The sequence below is a fragment of the Mycobacterium sp. AZCC_0083 genome (assembly GCF_014202335.1).
Classification (GTDB): Bacteria; Actinomycetota; Actinomycetes; order Mycobacteriales; family Mycobacteriaceae; genus Mycobacterium.
Window position 1 is genome coordinate 276142 of sequence record NZ_JACHGP010000009.1, and the last position, 17608, is coordinate 293749.

17 protein-coding genes are annotated in these 17608 nt (G+C 67.5%); 7 read left to right on the forward strand and 10 right to left on the reverse strand.

The features are described from left to right. Position 1: 1 nt before the first annotated feature. Positions 2–1633, reverse strand: coding sequence for a DAK2 domain-containing protein (locus HNP02_RS23485; protein WP_184442876.1), 1632 nt, complete (start codon positions 1631–1633; stop codon positions 2–4). A 193-nt stretch (positions 1634–1826) separates the two neighbouring features. On the opposite strand from HNP02_RS23485, the gene rpmB reads away from it, so the two are divergent. After that, positions 1827–2021 (forward strand): 50S ribosomal protein L28, encoded by a 195-nt coding sequence (gene rpmB / locus HNP02_RS23490; protein WP_184442877.1) that lies wholly within the window; start codon positions 1827–1829, stop codon positions 2019–2021. Between the two features lie 86 nt (positions 2022–2107). Here rpmB and HNP02_RS23495 read toward each other — a convergent pair whose 3' ends face one another. Together HNP02_RS23495 and HNP02_RS23500 are read right to left on the reverse strand one after the other, a co-directional pair. Then, positions 2108–2791 (reverse strand): uracil-DNA glycosylase, encoded by a 684-nt coding sequence (locus HNP02_RS23495; RefSeq protein WP_184442878.1) that lies wholly within the window; start codon positions 2789–2791, stop codon positions 2108–2110. 73 nt (positions 2792–2864) lie between these two features. Next, positions 2865–4640, reverse strand: a complete 1776-nt coding sequence (locus HNP02_RS23500) for an acyl-CoA dehydrogenase (RefSeq protein WP_184442879.1) — start codon at positions 4638–4640, stop codon at positions 2865–2867. Between the two features lie 114 nt (positions 4641–4754). Between HNP02_RS23500 and HNP02_RS23505 the strand changes: the two genes are divergently transcribed. Then, positions 4755–5339, forward strand: a complete 585-nt coding sequence (locus HNP02_RS23505) for a TetR/AcrR family transcriptional regulator (protein ID WP_184442880.1) — start codon at positions 4755–4757, stop codon at positions 5337–5339. Positions 5340–5358: 19 nt separating this feature from the next. Here the strand turns inward: HNP02_RS23505 and HNP02_RS23510 are convergent, their stop codons facing one another. Then, complete coding sequence (locus HNP02_RS23510; RefSeq protein WP_184442881.1) at positions 5359–6324, reverse strand: thiamine-phosphate kinase; 966 nt, start codon at positions 6322–6324, stop codon at positions 5359–5361. A gap of 97 nt (positions 6325–6421) precedes the next feature. On the opposite strand from HNP02_RS23510, the gene HNP02_RS23515 reads away from it, so the two are divergent. Both HNP02_RS23515 and HNP02_RS23520 read left to right on the forward strand, forming a co-directional pair. Next, positions 6422–6664, forward strand: coding sequence for an Lrp/AsnC ligand binding domain-containing protein (locus tag HNP02_RS23515; RefSeq protein WP_184442882.1), 243 nt, complete (start codon positions 6422–6424; stop codon positions 6662–6664). Between the two features lie 9 nt (positions 6665–6673). Then, a complete protein-coding gene (locus tag HNP02_RS23520) occupies positions 6674–7213 on the forward strand; it encodes a DUF3515 domain-containing protein (RefSeq protein ID WP_184442883.1) in 540 nt (179 codons plus the stop codon). A 55-nt stretch (positions 7214–7268) separates the two neighbouring features. Here HNP02_RS23520 and HNP02_RS23525 read toward each other — a convergent pair whose 3' ends face one another. From HNP02_RS23525 to HNP02_RS23535, 3 genes are all read right to left on the reverse strand, one after another. Further along, the gene (locus HNP02_RS23525) at positions 7269–8372 is read right to left on the reverse strand and encodes a D-alanine--D-alanine ligase family protein (RefSeq protein ID WP_184442884.1); all 1104 of its coding nucleotides are present in this window, start codon (positions 8370–8372) and stop codon (positions 7269–7271) included. A gap of 145 nt (positions 8373–8517) precedes the next feature. Continuing rightward, entirely contained in the window at positions 8518–9624 is a 1107-nt protein-coding gene (locus HNP02_RS23530) for a cystathionine gamma-lyase (protein ID WP_184442885.1), read from the reverse strand. Between the two features lie 2 nt (positions 9625–9626). Beyond that, positions 9627–10607 carry an NAD(P)H-dependent glycerol-3-phosphate dehydrogenase gene (locus HNP02_RS23535; protein ID WP_184443004.1) on the reverse strand — a complete coding sequence of 327 codons (981 nt, stop codon included), beginning with the start codon at positions 10605–10607 and terminating at the stop codon, positions 9627–9629. Between the two features lie 74 nt (positions 10608–10681). On the opposite strand from HNP02_RS23535, the gene cofC reads away from it, so the two are divergent. The 3 genes from cofC (at position 10682) to HNP02_RS23550 (ending at position 14560) form a co-directional block, all read left to right on the forward strand. Further along, positions 10682–11365, forward strand: coding sequence for a 2-phospho-L-lactate guanylyltransferase (gene cofC / locus HNP02_RS23540; protein WP_184442886.1), 684 nt, complete (start codon positions 10682–10684; stop codon positions 11363–11365). 56 nt (positions 11366–11421) lie between these two features. After that, complete coding sequence (locus HNP02_RS23545) at positions 11422–13587, forward strand: RNA degradosome polyphosphate kinase (protein WP_184442887.1); 2166 nt, start codon at positions 11422–11424, stop codon at positions 13585–13587. A 61-nt stretch (positions 13588–13648) separates the two neighbouring features. Then, complete coding sequence (locus tag HNP02_RS23550) at positions 13649–14560, forward strand: NUDIX hydrolase (protein ID WP_184442888.1); 912 nt, start codon at positions 13649–13651, stop codon at positions 14558–14560. Positions 14561–14642: 82 nt separating this feature from the next. Here the strand turns inward: HNP02_RS23550 and HNP02_RS23555 are convergent, their stop codons facing one another. The 3 genes from HNP02_RS23555 to leuC form a co-directional block, all read right to left on the reverse strand. After that, positions 14643–15305: an HU family DNA-binding protein gene (locus tag HNP02_RS23555; RefSeq protein WP_184442889.1), complete on the reverse strand. Its 663-nt coding sequence runs from the start codon at positions 15303–15305 to the stop codon at positions 14643–14645. A 203-nt stretch (positions 15306–15508) separates the two neighbouring features. After that, positions 15509–16102, reverse strand: a complete 594-nt coding sequence (leuD, locus tag HNP02_RS23560; protein WP_184442890.1) for a 3-isopropylmalate dehydratase small subunit — start codon at positions 16100–16102, stop codon at positions 15509–15511. Positions 16103–16112: 10 nt separating this feature from the next. After that, the gene (leuC, locus tag HNP02_RS23565; protein WP_184442891.1) at positions 16113–17582 is read right to left on the reverse strand and encodes a 3-isopropylmalate dehydratase large subunit; all 1470 of its coding nucleotides are present in this window, start codon (positions 17580–17582) and stop codon (positions 16113–16115) included. Positions 17583–17608 lie beyond the last annotated feature (26 nt).

Genomic DNA, 17608 nt, shown 5'->3' on the forward strand with positions numbered 1-17608 from the left:
GCTACTCCACCCCGATCAACAACGCGTCACCGCCATGGCCGGTGTGATAAGTCACCAGTTCGGCGCCGAGATGTTCGTGGTGGACGTGCGCCCGCAGGGCCTCCCCCACACTCGGGTCGACCCCGGCGCCGGTCAGGACGGTGACCAGTTCGCCGCCCGACGTCAGCAGCAGGTCGATCAGGCCCGCGCCCGCGTCGGCCACGTCCTTGCCGACGATCAACACCTCGTCACCCGATATGCCGAGACCTTGACCGGGCGTGCACATGCCCGCCCAGGTCAGCGCCTCCTCGGTGGCCAGCCGAACCGAGCCGTGTCGCGCACTCGCGGCGGCACGCGCCATGGTGTAGCCGTCGTCGACCGCCTGTCGGCCTGCATCGTGCACCGCCAGCGCGGCCAGGCCCTGCACCATCGACGCGGCGGGGACCGGAACCACGTCGATGCCCCAGCCGATCGCGGCAGTACAGCCGGCAACCAGTTCCTCGGCGGCGAGGTACCCGTTGGGCAGGACCATGATCTGCGCGGCTCCCGCGTCGACGAGGGCGCGCAGCAGGCGTTGTGCGCTGATCGGCCCGTCGGCATCGGGCCGCAGCACGTGCGCACCCTCGGCGACGAACAGCTCCTGCGCGCCGTCGCCGTCGACGATCGCCAGCACCGCACGGTCGTGGCTCCAGCCGCCCGGCGGCCGAGCGCCTGCGTCTCCGGTCAGCGCGGTGACCTGGATGCGGCTCGGCGTGCCGATGTCGAGCGCCGCCTCCACCGCGCCGCCCGCATCGTCGGCGTGGACGTGCACCGAGTACCGGCCACCTTGTCCGGACGCCGCGATGGCCACCGATTCACCGAGCCGCTCGAGCCGCTCGCGCAGCAGTTCGATGCCCACGTGGTCGCAGTCGCCGAGCAGGTACATCACCTCGAACTGCGGGGGCGCGCCCGACGACATCGTCACCTCGCGGCCGGCCGACTGCGCCGGCTGGTACTGGGCCCGATGCGGCGCGTGCCCGGCCAGCACGGCGGTCATCGCGTCGAGGAGGACCAGCAGCCCGCGCCCTCCCGCGTCGACCACACCGGCCCTGGCAAGTACGTCCAGTTGTCGAGGGGTCTCGTCAAGGGCGATCGCCGCCGCTTCGCAGGCAGATCCGACCACCGCGACGAGGTCCGCGCCGTCCTCGGCAGCCCCCTCGGCGGCTCCGGCAGCGGCCTGCAACACCGACAGGATGGTGCCAGGCACGCTCTCGCCCATCGACACGACGGTCAGTCCGACCGCGTGGCGAAGGGCCGCGCCGAAGACCACACCGTCGACGTCGGCGACGACGCCGTTGCGCTCGGCAGCGGCCTGAGCGGTGACGTCGGCCAGGCCCCGCAGGATCTGCGACAGGATGACCCCGGAGTTGCCGCGCGCACCCTGCAACGCGCCCTCGGCGAGCGCGGCGGCCACCGCGACGACGTCGCCGTCGGGGCGCGAATCGGCCCGCGCGCACGCCGCACGCATGGTGAACAGCATGTTCGTGCCGGTATCGGCATCCGCGACGGGGAAGACGTTGAGTTGGTTGATCTCGTCGGTGTGGGCGATGAGGCCGCCGACCGCGGTGTGAGCCCAGTACCGCAGGGTGGTCGCGTCGAGCCGACGAGCCGACATCCCACCTCCAACCGACGAGCCGCCGCGTGCGCGCAAGCCTAGCCACTGTGCCCGACAGCACTCCATGGCGTTCGCCCCGGTGGATGCGTTTTGGCGATACCAGGGACGGCCGGTATTCTGGTCGGGTTGTCGGGTCGAACCGCGCCGGTCGCGGCGCACGGCCCAGACCCCCTGTACTGATCGAGGAGTTCAAATGGCTGCCGTGTGCGATATCTGCGCGAAGGGCCCCGGCTTCGGCAAGTCGGTGTCGCACTCTCATCGCCGGACCAGCCGTCGCTGGGATCCGAACATCCAGACGGTGCGCGCCGTTGACCGCCCGGGCGGCAACAAGAAGCGCATCAACGTCTGCACGTCGTGCATCAAGGCCGGCAAGGTCGCTCGGGGCTAATCCCCCGTTCCCCATCTCGCCGAAACTGCGGTGAGATCGCTCGTTGACCCATTTTCGCGATCTGTGAGCAGTTTCGGCGACGGAAACTAGGGCAGCTGCCAGTCGATCGGGTCCGATCCCACCTCGGTGAGGAGTTGGTTGGCCCGGCTGAACGGCCGCGATCCGAAGAACCCCCGCGACGCCGACAGCGGCGACGGGTGGACCGACTCGATCGTCAAGCAGTGATCACCGGTCAGCATCGGCTTCAGCGTCGCCGCGTCACGACCCCACAGCACCGCGACCAACGGCTGCGGCCGCGCCACCAGCGCGCGGATGGCGCATTCCGTGACCGCCTCCCAGCCCTTGCCCCGGTGTGACGCCGGCGTGCCGGGCCGCACGGTCAGCACCCTGTTGAGCATCATCACGCCACGCTGCGACCACGGGGTCAGATCGCCTGACGTGGGCGCGGGATGCCCGAGGTCGGTCGTGTACTCGCGGAAGATGTTGTCCAGGCTGCGCGGCAGCGGTCGGACGTCGGGCGCCACCGAGAAGCTCAGCCCCACCGCATGCCCCGGCGTCGGATAGGGATCCTGGCCGACGATCAGCACCCGCACGGCGTCGAACGGAAACGTGAAGGCGCGCAACACGTTCTCACCGGCGGGTAGATAACCGTGCCCCGCCGCGATCTCCTGACGGAGGAACTCCCCCATCGCAGCAACCTGATCGGCAACCGGGTGCAGTGCGCGGGCCCAGCCCGGCTCGACGATTTCGCTCAACGGACGTGCAGCCATGATGGGTCAATCTAGCCGTCGAGATGCAGCGAACCTCGACCGGTCCTGATGCAGGCGCCGAACGGCGCTCGTCTCAGAACCAGTTCGCCCGCGCCTCGACGGTGGTGCGATCCAGCCGCGCCAGCAGATCGAACTGCGGGCCGACCTTGGGCAGCTCGTAGGTGTAGAAGTACTGTGCCGCAGCCCGTTTGCCGTCGTAGAAGTCGCCCTGATTGTCGCTGGCGGCGATCAACTGCTCGAGCCACATCCACGCCACCACCACGTGACCGGTGGCCTCGAGGTAGATCGTCGAGTTGGCCAGCGTGGTAGCGATGTCGTCGGCGTTCCAGAGGGTTTCAGTGACTTCGGCGAGACGTTGCACGGCCTGGCGAAGGTCACCCGCATACGTCGCGGTATGACCCGATTGCGATGCCTTGTCGATGGTGCCGTTGATCCGCTCGATCAGCAGGGCAAGTCCGGCTCCGTCCTGCATCACCACCTTGCGGCCCAGCAGGTCCAGGCCGTGAATGCCGTGGGTCCCTTCGTGGATCGCATTCAGCCGGTTATCGCGGTAGTACTGCTCGACGTCGAATTCCTTGGTGTACCCGTATCCGCCGTGCACCTGGATGGCCAGGCTGTTTGCCTCCAGGCACCACTGCGCGGGCCAGCTCTTGGCGATCGGGGTGAGGACTTCCAGCAGCAGGTGCGCGCGGTCGCGGTCGGCGCCCGTACCGGCGCGCTCCTCGTCGACGAGAACCGCGCAGTACAGCCCGAGCGCGAAAGCGCCCTCGACGTACGACTTCTGCGCCAACAACATCCGCTTCACGTCTGCATGCTCGATCAACGCCACCGGCGGCAGCCCAGGATTCTTCGCATCGACGGGCCTGCCCTGGGTCCGCTCCTTGGCGTAGGCCAGCGATGCCAGGTAGCCCGCATAGCCGGTCGCCATCGCCTGCATCCCCACCACCATCCGCGCCTCGTTCATCATGCGGAACATGTAGCCAAGACCCTGGTGCTCCTCGCCGACGAGATAGCCGACGGCGCCGGACTCTTCGCCGACCTCGAAGGTGCCGTCGCCGAAGTTGAGCAAGGCGTTCGTCGTCGCGTTGTTGCCCATCTTGTGGTTCAGGCTGACAAGGGCGACGTCGTTGCGGCGGCCGTCGGGCAGGAACTTCGGAACGATGAAGAGCGATATGCCCTTCACACCCGGCCCGCCGCCAGGCGCCTTGGCCAGCACGAGATGCACGATGTTCTCGGTCAGTTCGTGGTCACCGCCGGTGATCCACATCTTGGTCCCGGTGATGCGATACGTGCCGTCGGCAGCTGGGACGGCCTTGGTCGTGATGTCGGCCAGCGACGAACCGGCATCGGGCTCGGAAAGGCACATGGTGCCGAAGTAGCGGCCCTCGAGCATCGGGCGAACCCACGTGTCGATCTGTTCCTCGGTGCCGTACTCGACCAGCAAGTTGGCGTTACCCATGGTCAGGAAGGCGTACGAGGTCGTGCTGGGGTTGGCCGCGCGGAAGAACGCCATCGACGCCTGCGCCACCACCGTCGGCAGTTGCATTCCGCCGACGGCCTCGTCGAACGGACCGGCCAGTAGGCCTGCACCACTGAAGGTGTCGAGCGCGTCCTTGATCTCGTCGATCAGCACGACCTTGCCATCGGACCCGATCGCCGGATGACTCTGATCGCCCTTCTTGTTGTGCGGCGCAAAGCACTTCGTCGCGATGTCGGCGGACAGGTCGAGCACCGCGTCGAAGGTGTCCCGAGAGTGCTCCGCGAAGTGGTCGCGTTTCGTCAACTCGACGACGTCGAGCCATTCGTAGAGCAGGAAGTCGACATCACGTCGCGAGAGAAACTCGGCCATGCTGGGCAGCCTTTCGCATCAACAGGATATTAGCGATCGCTCATAACATGAGCGCTCGCTAATAATGTGCCGTACGCGGGCCGCTGTCAATTGTGTGTAGGATCACTCATCGTCATGACCATCGATCGAGCTGCGGATTCAGCTGCGGCCGAACGCATGCGACGGGCCGCCATCGAGGCGTTCGCGGAGTCGGGATACGGCGGCAGCTCCACCCGCCAGATCGCCAAACGGCTCAACATGAGCGCGACGGCCATGTACCCGCACTACCGCTCCAAAGAAGAGCTGCTCTACGCCATCTCCCTAGAAGGCCACAGCAGTCTGCTGGCCGCGTTGCAGCAGGCCGACGACCCCGCCGCAGGTGCCACCGAGCGACTGCGGGCCGTGGTTTCAGCGTTCACCACCTGGCACGCCGAGAACCACAAACAGGCCCGCGTCGTGCAATACGAACTGCACGGCCTGACACCCGCGCACTACCGCAGAATCGCACCGTTGCGCCGCCAAGTAACCGCCGTCATCACCGACATCGTCACCGCCGGTGTCGCCGCCGACGACTTCCACGTCGACAGCCTCGACGAGGTCGTGATGGCCATCTCCTCGCTGTGCGTCGACGTGTGTCGGTGGTTCCCGTCCAAGAAGCACTCGGACGCACTCAAACTCGGCGAAATCTACGCCGGCATCGCCGAGCGACTGGTGCGTTAGAAGAAGCGTTCGGCGTCGGTCAGAACGACTGCCAGCCCGGGTTTCCGCTCCATGGCGCCCCGTCCACCAGCACCCGCGCCGGGCCGTCGACGACGACGCCGATGCGGCGCCAGCCGTCGGGCACCTCTGCGGAGAACGTCGCGACCAGTGCGTGGTCCTCTCCCCCACCCAGCACCAACGCCAAGGCGTCCTGTTGGGTCGCCGCGGCCGCCGCGCCCAGCGCCTCGCGATCGGCCTCAAGCGCCTCGGACGACACGTCGATGCCGATACCCGATGCGTCGGCGATGTGGCCCAGATCGGCAAGCAGGCCGTCGGATACGTCGGTCATCGCCGTCGCATCGCACTCGGCAGCGACGCGGCCCTGTCCGTAGGGAACCTCTGGCGTCAGGTGTAGCCGACGAAGCTCGTCGTGGCCGGCAACTCCGTTGTGCAGCAACCAATATCCAGCAGCGGAGCGCCCGAGATCGCCGATCACCGCAACCGAGTCACCGGGACGGGCACCCGTCAAGAGGATGGGGTCGCGGAACTGGAGGTCGCCAAGCGCCGTCACCGAGATCACCCATTGCGGGGCCGCGACGAGGTCACCTCCGGCTATCCCCGCCCCGAACCTGCGAGCCTCCTCCCACATGCCGTCGTACAGTGCGAACACGTCGTCACTGGACGTCTGGCCGGGAGCGCCGAACGCGATGACGAACGCAGTGGGCGTTGCACCCATGGCCTCGATGTCGGCCGCGTTCTGGGCGATTGCCTTGCGGCCGACGTCGCGCGGGGTCGACCAGTCCAGGCGGAAGTGCCGCCCCTCGATGAGCATGTCGGTGGAGACCACGGTGCGGCCGTCGGCGGCAAGCACCACCGCGGCGTCGTCGCCAGGGCCGACCATCACCACCGGCGGCTGCTCCCGGCCGCGCACCAGCTGGTCGATCACGGCGAACTCGCCGAGTTCCGCCAGGGTCGTCTTCGCCCGGTCGTTCTCATCGCTCGCCATGCCACCTCCGGCCAAATCCTCGTCCCCTGAACACCTGCGCGACCTGCGGTACGTTTGGTCCCCGGAGTCTATTCAGCGGGGACGGAGGAGATAGCGGGTGGTCGAGGCGTTCATGCTGATTCAGACCGAGGTCGGCCGCGCCGAGGTCATCGCCAAGCAACTGGCCACGCTGACGGGCGTGCTGTCATCCGAGTACGTCACGGGACCGTACGACGTCATCGTTCGCATCGGCGCCGACTCACTTCAGGACTTGCAGTCCACCATCGTTCCCAGCGTCCAGCAGGTGACCGGGATCACCCGCACCCTGACCTGTCCGATCGCCGACGGAGCCTCGCTTTAGAGTTGCCGGGTGCTCTCCGATGACGGTGACGGCCCGCCCCGCGGCGTCCTGGTCGCCGCCGTCGCGGTGGCCGTCGCCGCAGTGATCGGCGTACTGGTCTTCGCGACGATCCGCCAGAAGCCGGAACCGCCACGTCCCGTCGCGATCGTGTCGGTGCCTGCACCGCAGGCCGGTGGCGACGCCTGTCGCGCCCTTCTCGCCGCGCTGCCCGATCGACTCGGTGACTACCAGCGGGCCGTTGCCGCCGAACCCGCCCCGGTCGGCGCGGCGGCATGGCAGGCCAACCCCGAAGCCGATCCGCTGATCCTGCGCTGCGGCATCGAACGGCCCGTCGACTTCGTGGCGGGCACGCCCGTCCAAGTGGTCGACGACGTGGACTGGTTCCGCATCGGCGACGAGGGGCGCAGTACCTGGATCACCGTGGACCGGCCGGTGTACATCGGGCTGACGTTGCCCGACGGCTCTGGCCCGACGCCGATCCAGCTGATCTCCGAGGCGGTGGCCAAGGCGATGCCCGCGGTTGCGGTCAATCCCGGCCCACCCAAGTAATTCCCAGGTCGCTTCGCTCTCCCCCGCAAGCGGGGGTACCCTCTGCGCCGGTCCGTTAACGCAGACCGGTACCCCGCGCCACCGCAGTGTCGACCATCGTCGCAAGCAGCGTCGGGTAGTCCATCCCGCTGGCAGCCCACATCCGCGGGTACATCGAGATGGTGGTGAAGCCGGGCATCGTGTTGATCTCGTTGATCACCGGCCCGTTCTCGGTCAGGAAGAAGTCCACCCGGGCCAGGCCCTGGCAGTCGATGGCGCGGAACGCCCGGATCGCCAATTGGCGTACCGCGTCGGCGATTTCGTCGTCGATCTTAGCGGGGACGTCGAGTTCCGCTGCGTCCTCGAGGTATTTGGTGGCAAAGTCGTAGAACGCGTCCTCGCGGCCCCGTACCCCGGCCACCCGGATCTCGCCGACGGTGCTGGCTTCGACTGTGCCGTCGGGGAATTCGAGCACTCCGCACTCGAGCTCGCGGCCCGGTATTGCGGCCTCGATGATCACCTTCGGATCGTGCCTGCGAGCCAGCGCGATGGCGGACGGCAGCTGATCCCACGCCACCACGCGGCTGACGCCGATCGACGAGCCGCCGCGGGCAGGCTTGACGAACACCGGAAGGCCGAGCCGCTCGCGATCCTCGAGTTCAAGCATGTCGTCGTGCGCCCGCAGCACCACCTGATCCCCGATCGGCAGGCCCTCCGCCGCGAGCAGCTTCTTGGTGAACTCCTTGTCCATGCCCGCCGCGCTGGCGAGCACCCCGGCGCCGACGTAGGGCACGCCTGCGAGCTCGAGCAGCCCCTGAATGGTGCCGTCCTCGCCGTACGGGCCGTGCAGGACCGGGAAGACGACGTCGACGGCGGCCAGCAACTCACCGGGACCCTTGTCCAGCGATATCAGCTGACCGCCCCGCCGTGGGTCGGCTGGCAGGGCCAGCGCGGTGCCCGACGCGTCGCTCACCTGGGGCAGCTGGCCGTCGGTGATGGCGAGGGTCTCGGGGCGGCCGTCGGTGAGCATCCAGGAGCCCTCGGTTGAGATGCCGACGGCGACGACGTCGAACCGCTCAGGATCGAGGTTGCGCAGGATGCTGCCGGCGGAAACGCACGAGATGGCGTGTTCAGAGCTGCGTCCGCCGTAGACGACGGCGACGCGTATGCGGGCAGTCACAACCTAGAGAGGCTACCGTCCTCGCCGGACAACGCGCGGCACCAGCCGCTGACCAGGCATTTCATCGGGCAACACCGACCTCGATCAGCTGACCGGTGACGTCGCATCCGGCCGGGGCGGTCATCCCTTCGCGGTGGCGGAGACGTCATCCACCGAGCGCCTGCTCGATGTCGGCGATCAGATCGTCGGTGTCCTCGATGCCCATCGAGAGGCGGGCGAACCCGTCGGCGACCTGATCACCCCAGCGCGCCCGCCGGTCGACCGAAGTGTGCATACCACCGAAGCTGGTGGCCGCGACCAGCAGCGCACTGCGTTCCACCAATGCGTGCACGGCCGCCGCATCGGCCAGCTCGATGCTGACCAGACCCCCGAAGCGCTTCATCTGTCGGCAGGCGACCTCGTGGGCGGGGTCGTCGGGCAGCCCCGGGTAGCGCACCGAGCGCACCGCGGGGTGATCGCGCAGCAGCAGCGCGACCACCTGGGCGTTGTGGCACTGTCGCTCGATGCGCAACCCCGCAGTGCCAAGGCTGCGCAGCGCAAGCCATGCCTCGAACGGGCCGAGGATGGCGCCGGACACCAACCGCTCGCGTTCGACGGCGGCCATCAACTCGGGGTGGCTGCCCGCGACGTAGCCCGCCACCAGGTCGCTGTGCCCGGACAACGCCTTGGTCGCGCTGGCCACGACGAGGTCCGCGCCCAGTGAAAGGGGTTGCTGGCCGAGCGGTGTCGGCGTGGTGTTGTCGACGACCAGGGTAGCGCCGCCGCCGCGGCAGATCAGCCCCAACCGGTGTAGGTCGACCACGTCGAGCGTCGGGTTCGCCGGCGTCTCCGCCAGCACCACTTGCGCACCGGACGCGGCATCGCAGATCTGCGTCGCATCCGCCTCGATCACCGTGACACCCTGCGGGGCAAGGCTTTCCGCGGCGAAGCGCCGCACCTGGTAGTAGCCGTCGGACGGTATGACGAGCGTCATGCCTGGCCGGACCAGAACCCGCAGCGCTGCCGTGATGGCCGCCATGCCCGAGCCGAAGGTCAATGCCGATGCGGCACCTTCGAGTTGGGCCAGTGCCGACTCCAATTGCCGCCAGCTGGGGTTGCTGCCGCGACCGTAGGTGTCCAGGGGCAGCGACTCGTCGGATGAGAGGTGGTAGGCCGACGCCGGAACCGGTGGCGGGGCCACCGGCTCACCCGGAATCCGTTCCGTCGCAGTGGCCTTCACGGTGCGAGTGGAGTCCCCGTACTGACCGTCCATCACTACTCCGACTTGGTGCTGCGCCCCAGCAAGAGCGCCACGGCTTCGTAGACCGACAACCCCTTGTGGCAGACCCGGTTCACCGCATCGGTCAGCGGCATTTCGACATCGTAGCTCGATGCGAGCGCCAGCACCGACTGGCACGACGTGACCCCTTCTGCGACATGGCCGCCCGCGGCCTCGAGGGCGGATTCCATCGTCCCGCCCCAGCCGAGCCGCTCGCCGAACGCACGGTTGCGCGAGCGCGGCGACGTGCACGTCGCAACCAGGTCACCGACGCCGGCCAGCCCGGCGAGGGTGGCGCCCTTGGCGCCCAACGCGATTCCCAACCGCATGATCTCGGCGAGACCGCGCGTGATGATCGCCGCAGCGGTGTTCTCCCCGAGGCCGACGCCGGCGGCCATGCCGCAGGCCAGGGCGATGACGTTCTTGCACGCGCCGCCGATCTCGGCGCCCACCACGTCGGAGTTGGTGTAGGGGCGGAAGTATCCGGTGGAGAACGCGCGCTGGAGTGTGACCGCCCGGCCCGAGTCGGCGCAGGCGACCACCGTGGCCGCCGGCTGCTCGTCACCGATCTCGCTGGCGAGGTTCGGGCCGGTCACCACCGCGACGCGATCGGGACCCGCGCCGGTCACCTGCATGATCACCTGGCTCATCCGCATGAGCGTGTTCAGCTCGATGCCCTTGGCCACGCTCACCAGCGTGGTGTCACTGCCCAGGTGGTCACGCCATTGCTCGAGGTTGGGCCGCAGAGTCTGCGACGGCACGGCAAACAGCACCGTGCACGCGCCCGACAGCGCCTCCGCCGGGTCGGCGGTCGCCCTGATGGTCTTGGGAAGTTCCACGTCGCCCAAGTAGTTGCTACTGCGATGACTGTCGTTGATCTCGTCGGCCAGTTCCGTGCGGCGCGCCCACAGCGTCACGTCGTTGCCCGCATCGGCGAGCACCTTCGCCAACGCCGTGCCCCAAGCGCCGGCACCCATCACAGCCGCGGTAACCACGGCTTCAAATCTAGCCTGGACCGATCGCAGCGCGGCGGCTGGCAGGATGGACGGTCATGAGCGGCTACCCCGCCGACGACCAAGAGGACGTCGGGGTGATCATCGCGGTCAAGCGACTGGGCGCGGCCAAGACCCGGCTTGCGCCGGTTCTCTCCCCCGCGGGCAGGGAGAACATCGTGCTCGCGATGCTGGTGGACACCATCGGCGCCGCGTCAGCGGTGGCCGCCGTGCGGGCGATCACCATCGTCACACCGGACGACGTGGCCGCAGGCATCGCGCGGGGGCTCGGCGCACACGTGGTGGCCGATCCCACGCCGGAACGCCACCCCGACCCGCTGAACAACGCCATCCTCAGCGCCGCGGCCGTCGTCGGCACGACCACGTCGAACATCGTTGTGTTGCAAGGCGATCTACCGGCACTGCAAACGCACGAACTGGCCTCCGCCATCGCCGCCGCACGCGGTCTTCGACGCAGCTTCGTCGCGGACCGGCAGGGCACGGGTACGGCGGCGTTGTTCGCCTTCGGCATCGGATCAGACACCGCTCTCGAGCCCTTGTTCGGCCCCGATTCGGCACGGCGCCACACGGATTCGGGCGCCGTCGAGCTGACCGGGGAATGGCCCGGTCTGCGCTGCGACATCGACACTGCACAGGATCTGTCCTTCGCGATGCGGCTCGGCGTCGGTCCTGCCACCGCTCGCGCGGTCGACACGATCGAGCTCACCGGAGTCGAGCGATGACGTCGGGGACCACCGACGCCTAGCCTCTGGCGTCGCCGATAGGGAATGATCGTCGTGTGACCGAAGCCGAAACCCGACCGGCCGACGCCGAATGGGCGTCGGAAAACGCGGCGCCCGTGGCGCCACCAGCGGCGACCAGCGGCGAGATCGACCTCACCTCGTCTGAAGCGCTGCCAGAGGACCGCTATCTCAATCGGGAACTCAGCTGGCTGGACTTCAACGCGCGCGTGCTTGCGCTGGCCGCCGACCCGTCGCTGCCCCTGCTCGAGCGCGCCAAGTTCCTGGCGATCTTCGCCTCCAATCTCGACGAGTTCTACATGGTGCGGGTGGCCGGCCTCAAACGTCGCGACGAGATGGGCCTTTCGGTCCGCTCGGCCGACGGTCTGTCCCCACGCGAGCAACTGCGTCGCATCGGCGAGCGCACGCAGCAGATCGCCACCAGGCACGCCAAGGTCTTCGGTGAGCTCGTCCGCCCCGCGCTGGCAGAGCAGGGCATCGTGATCGTCACCTGGAACGAACTCGACGAGACCGAGCGCGCGCGGCTGTCCACCTACTTTCACGAGCAGGTGTTCCCGGTACTCACGCCGCTGGCCGTCGACCCGGCCCACCCGTTCCCGTTCGTCAGCGGGTTGAGCCTGAACCTGGCCGTCACCGTCAAGCAACCCGAGGACGGCACCCAGCACTTCGCCCGAATCAAGGTGCCCGACAACGTCGACCGGTTCGTCGAACTCAGGGAGCGCGACGGCTTCGAGGGCGAAGTGCAGTTCCTGCCGATGGAGGAGCTGATCGCGGCCTTCCTCGACGTGCTGTTCCCCGGCCTGGAAATCGTCGAGCACCACGCCTTCCGCATCACCCGCAACGCCGACTTCGAGGTCGAAGAGGACCGCGACGAGGATCTGCTGCAGGCGCTGGAACGCGAGCTGGCGCGGCGGCGGTTCGGCTCCCCCGTGCGCCTCGAGATCGCCGACGACATGACCGAGAACATGCTCGAGTTGTTGCTGCGCGAACTCGACGTCCACCCCGGCGACGTCATCGAGGTGTCCGGACTTCTCGACCTGTCGTCACTGTGGCAGATCTACGGCGTCGACCGACCCGACCTCAAGGATGCGCCATTCGTTCCAGCCACCCCGCCTGCCTTCGGCGAACGGGAGACGCCCAAGAGCATCTTTTCGACGCTCCGAGATGGCGACGTACTGGTGCACCATCCCTATGACTCCTTCTCTACGACGGTGCAGCGCTTCATCGAACAGGCCGCGGCCGATCCGAACGTGCTGGCGATCAAGCAGACGCTGTATCGGACGTCGGGTGACTCGCCGATCGTCAGCGCGTTGATCGACGCCGCGGAGGCGGGCAAGCAGGTCGTCGCGCTGGTCGAGATCAAGGCCCGCTTCGACGAGCAGGCCAACATCAAGTGGGCCCGCGCGCTGGAGCAGGCGGGCGTGCACGTGGTGTACGGGTTGATCGGCCTCAAGACGCACTGCAAGACGTGCTTGGTGGTGCGCCGCGAGGGCTCGACGATCCGGCGCTACTGCCACATCGGGACGGGCAACTACAACCCCAAGACCTCACGCCTCTACGAAGACGTGGGATTGCTCACTGCGTCACCGGACATCGGCGCCGATCTCACCGACCTGTTCAACTCGTTGACTGGTTACTCCCGCAAGGTGTCCTACCGCAATCTGCTGGTGGCTCCGTACGGCGTCCGCAGAGGCATCATCGAGCGCATCGAGCGCGAGATCGCCGCCAAGCGAGACGGGGCCGACGCCGGAATCCGACTGAAGGCCAACGCCCTCGTCGACGAGCAGGTCATCGACGCCCTCTATCGGGCGTCGCAGGCCGGCGTGCGGGTCGAGGTCGTGGTGCGCGGCATCTGCGCGCTGCGCCCTGGCGCTCCCGGATTCTCCGAGAACATCGTCGTGCGGTCGATTCTCGGCCGTTTCCTGGAGCACTCGCGAATTATTCACTTCCGCGCCATCGATGAGTTCTGGATCGGGAGTGCCGACATGATGCACCGTAATCTCGACCGTCGCGTCGAGGTGATGGCACAGGTCAAGGATCCGCGGCTGACCGCAACGCTGAACGACGTGTTCGAGTCGGCCATGGATCCCGCCACCAGGTGCTGGGAACTCGCCGCCGACGGTCACTGGACGGCGTCGCCACGAGAAGGCCAGACCGTACGCGACCACCAAGTGTCGCTGATGGAACGGCACAGGCACCACTGACGTGACGACGCGGGCCGGCTCGACGGGGCACCCAGGCCCCGAATGACCTGCAGGAGTTGAGGTGCCCAAGAAGTCCGATCCCCCCGCCATCCTGGCCGCTGGTGCGGTGCTGTGGCGATACGCCGAGGATTCCGAAAAGACGGAGGTCGCCGTGGTGCACCGACCGCGCTACGACGACTGGTCACTGCCCAAGGGCAAGGTCGACCCCGGCGAAAGCGAACCGGTCACCGCGGTGCGCGAAGTCGAAGAGGAGACCGGCTACGCCGCCGAACTGGGCAGGCAGCTCGCAACGATCAGCTATCCCGTCGAGCAGGGCACCAAGAAGGTCCGGTACTGGGCGGCGCGCGCGCTGGGCGGTGAGTTCACCCCTGGTGACGAGGTCGACCAGCTGATCTGGTTGCCCGTCGCCGACGCGATGAAGCGCCTGCAATACCCACATGACCGAAAGGTGCTGCGCCGCTTCGCGAAGCAGCCGGCCGACACGAAGACGGTGGTGATCGTCCGGCACGGTCTCGCAGGCAGGAAGTCGCGGTACAAGGGTGACGACCGCGAGCGCCCACTGGACAAACGCGGGCGCGCGCAGGCCGAGTCGCTGGTGGGTCTGCTGCTCGCGTTCGGCGTCACCGAGATCTACGCGGCCCCCCGCAGGCGATGCCACCAGACGCTCGAACCACTTGCCGAGGAACTCGGCGTGAAGATCCAGGACGAGCCCACGCTGACCGAAGAGGCCTACGCCGACTCGCACCATGCCGGCCGGCGACGCGTCATCGAGATCGCCAAGGGCGATGGCACGCCGGTGATCTGCACCCAGGGCAAGGTGATTCCGGATCTCATCGCCTGGTGGTGCGACAGGGACGGCGTGCGGCCGGACAAGTCGCGCAACCGGAAGGGCAGCGCGTGGGTGATGTCGCTGGCGGGCGGCAAGCTGGTGGCCGCCGATCACATCGACAGCCCACTGGCCGTGCGTCCCTAGCCTTCATCCATCACACACGGACACGCCGTGGACCTGAGGTCCACGGCGTGTCTTGTACCGGAACTGATTCCGGTAGTGCTGCTTACTTGCGGCCCTTCTTGGCCGGTGCCTTCTTGGCGGGAGCCTTCTTGGCAGGCGCCTTGGTCGCAGCCTTCTTGGCGGCGGGAGCCTTCTTCACTGCGGCCTTCTTGACCGGAGCTGCCTTCTTGACCGGAGCCTTCTTGGCTGCGGGAGCCTTCTTCACTGCGGCCTTCTTGACCGGAGCTGCCTTCTTGACCGGAGCCTTCTTGGCTGCGGGAGCCTTCTTGGCGACTGCGGCCTTCTTGACCGGAGCTGCCTTCTTGGCCGGAGCCTTCTTGGCCGGAGCCTTGGTCGCGGCCTTCTTGACTGCCTTCTTCACCGCGACCTTCCGGGCCGGTGTAGCCGTTGCGCCACGCTTCACTGCTGGTCCTTCCGCCGGGAGACGCTGTGCGCCAGACACAACCGCCTTGAATTGAGCGCCCGGCCGGAACGCCGGTACAGACGTTGGCTTCACCTTGACCGTCTCGCCTGTCCGCGGGTTGCGCGCGACACGGGCGGCGCGGCGGCGTTGTTCGAAAACGCCGAAGCCTGTGATTGTGACGCTGTCGCCCTTGTGGACGGCACGCACGATGGTGTCCACGACGTTCTCTACGGCGGCTGTTGCCTGCCGACGATCGGTGCCCAACTTGTCCGTGAGGACGTCGATGAGCTCTGCCTTGTTCATGCAAAACCTCCGAAGCCAGTGGCCCACCTTGAGCCAACTGAAAGCTACGGTAAACCTTTACACCACTGATTTCCAAGAGCCACGCCGAATTTGGGGAGTAGCTGGCGGCCAATTCGGCAATCTGGTTGCCCCACACCGGCGGTGGTACGCAAGTCCTAAAACGCGGTTGCTGGACGCTATTTCGGCCCCGTCGGGCCCCGCGGTCAGGGCGCTACGGTGCGCGGTTTCCAGCTCGGCCGGTGCTGCTCGAAGGCCGTGATGTCATCCTGTTTCCGCAGCGTAAGGCCTATATCGTCGAGCCCCTCGATGAGTCGCCATGCGGTGTAGTCGTCAATCTTGAACGGCAGCAGGACCGTTCCAGCGGCGACGGTCCGATCTTGTAGGTTCACAGTGATTTCCAGCCCCGGCTGCTGCTCGATGAGCTTCCACAGGAGTTCCACATCGTCTTGTGCGAGTTCGGCCGCCAAAAGCCCCGCCTTGCCCGAATTGCCGCGGAAGATGTCGGCGAACCGCGACGAGATCACGACCCGGAAGCCGAAGTCCATGAGCGCCCACACCGCGTGCTCGCGTGACGAGCCGGTGCCGAAGTCAGGGCCGGCGACCAAGACCGAGCCCTTGTCGAAGGGCGGCAGATTCAGGATGAAGGACGGATCGGCCCGCCAGGCCGCGAACAACCCGTCCTCGAAACCCGTTCGGGTGACCCGCTTCAGATAGACCGCCGGAATGATCTGGTCGGTGTCGACATTCGATCGGCGCAGCGGGACGCCGATGCCGGTGTGGGTGTGGAACGCATCCATGACGTCTCCCCTAACGATTCGAGGTGGTGGGCAGGTCGGCCGGGGACGACAGGGTTCCCCGCACCGCGGTGGCGGCGGCAACGGCGGGCGACACCAGATGGGTGCGTCCGCCCTTGCCCTGTCTGCCCTCGAAATTTCGGTTGGAGGTCGACGCACAGCGTTCCCCAGGAGCGAGCTGATCGGGATTCATGCCGAGGCACATCGAGCAACCGGCCTGCCGCCACTCCGCGCCCGCCGCGACGAAGATGTCGCCCAGCCCTTCGGATTCGGCCTGTGCCCGCACCCGCATCGAGCCCGGCACCACCAGCATCCGCATGCCGTCGGCGATCTTCCTCCCGCGCAGGATGTCCGCGACGACCCGGAGATCCTCGATGCGCCCGTTGGTGCACGACCCAACGAAGACCGTGTCGATGGCGATGTCGCGCATCGCGGTGCCCGGCGATAAGTCCATGTAGACCAACGCCTTCTCGGCCGACTGACGCTCCCCCTCGTCGAAGATCAACTCGGGGTCGGGCACGGCAGCGGCCAGCGGCACGCCCTGCCCGGGGTTGGTGCCCCACGTGACGAACGGGCTGAGCGTCGCGGCGTCGAGGTACACCTCGGTGTCGAATTCGGCACCCTCGTCGGTGCGCAACCGGCCCCACGCCTCCACTGCTGCATCCCAGTCGGCGCCTGCAGGCGCGTGCGGACGGCCGCGCAGGAACTCGAACGTCGTCTCGTCCGGGGCAACCATTCCGGCACGGGCGCCGGCCTCGATGCTCATGTTGCAGATCGTCATCCGGCCCTCCATCGAGAGCGATTCGATGGCGCTGCCGCGATATTCGAGGACGTAGCCCTGACCGCCGCCGGTACCGATCTTCGCGATCACCGCGAGAATGATGTCCTTGGCGCTGACGCCGGCGGGCAGCACGCCGTCGACGTTGACCGCCATGGTCTTGAACGGCCGCAGCGGCAGCGTCTGGGTGGCGAGCACGTGCTCGACCTCCGAGGTGCCGATGCCCATCGCCAGCGCACCGAAGGCACCGTGGGTAGAAGTGTGGCTGTCGCCACACACCACGGTGGTGCCCGGCTGAGTCAGTCCCAGCTGCGGACCGATGATGTGGACGATGCCCTGCTCGATGTCGCCCATCGGGTAGAGCCGGACGCCGAACTCCTCGCAGTTGCGTCGCAACGTCTCGACCTGAATGCGCGAGACCGGGTCCGCGATCGGCTTGTCGATGTCGATCGTCGGCACGTTGTGGTCCTCGGTCGCGATGGTGAGATCCGTTCGCCGCACGGGCCGACCGGCGAGCCGCAGCCCGTCGAACGCCTGCGGACTGGTCACCTCGTGGACCAGGTGGAGGTCGATGTAGATCAGGTCGGGCTCGCGCGAGGCGCCTTCGCCGGATCCAGCGACGACGACGTGGTCGGCCCAGACCTTCTCGGCCATGGTGCGTGGTTTTTCGGTCATGACGTCTTCAATCCTTTGGGCGATCCGCATGGTGCCGGGCTGGCGATCTCAACATG

What these genes read in the sequence shown, in the direction of transcription:
- leuC (WP_184442891.1), bottom strand. Translation starts at nt 17,582, where the DNA reads ATGCGGATCGCCCAAAGGATTGAAGACGTCATGACCGAAAAACCACGC.
- rpmB (WP_184442877.1), top strand. Translation starts at nt 1,827, where the DNA reads ATGGCTGCCGTGTGCGATATCTGCGCGAAGGGCCCCGGCTTCGGCAAG.
- HNP02_RS23510 (WP_184442881.1), bottom strand. Translation starts at nt 6,324, where the DNA reads ATGGCGAGCGATGAGAACGACCGGGCGAAGACGACCCTGGCGGAACTC.
- HNP02_RS23505 (WP_184442880.1), top strand. Translation starts at nt 4,755, where the DNA reads ATGACCATCGATCGAGCTGCGGATTCAGCTGCGGCCGAACGCATGCGA.
- HNP02_RS23485 (WP_184442876.1), bottom strand. Translation starts at nt 1,633, where the DNA reads ATGTCGGCTCGTCGGCTCGACGCGACCACCCTGCGGTACTGGGCTCAC.
- HNP02_RS23555 (WP_184442889.1), bottom strand. Translation starts at nt 15,305, where the DNA reads ATGAACAAGGCAGAGCTCATCGACGTCCTCACGGACAAGTTGGGCACC.
- HNP02_RS23535 (WP_184443004.1), bottom strand. Translation starts at nt 10,607, where the DNA reads ATGGGTGCCGGCGCTTGGGGCACGGCGTTGGCGAAGGTGCTCGCCGAT.
- HNP02_RS23530 (WP_184442885.1), bottom strand. Translation starts at nt 9,624, where the DNA reads ATGGACGGTCAGTACGGGGACTCCACTCGCACCGTGAAGGCCACTGCG.
- HNP02_RS23495 (WP_184442878.1), bottom strand. Translation starts at nt 2,791, where the DNA reads ATGGCTGCACGTCCGTTGAGCGAAATCGTCGAGCCGGGCTGGGCCCGC.
- HNP02_RS23500 (WP_184442879.1), bottom strand. Translation starts at nt 4,640, where the DNA reads ATGGCCGAGTTTCTCTCGCGACGTGATGTCGACTTCCTGCTCTACGAA.
- cofC (WP_184442886.1), top strand. Translation starts at nt 10,682, where the DNA reads ATGAGCGGCTACCCCGCCGACGACCAAGAGGACGTCGGGGTGATCATC.
- leuD (WP_184442890.1), bottom strand. Translation starts at nt 16,102, where the DNA reads ATGGATGCGTTCCACACCCACACCGGCATCGGCGTCCCGCTGCGCCGA.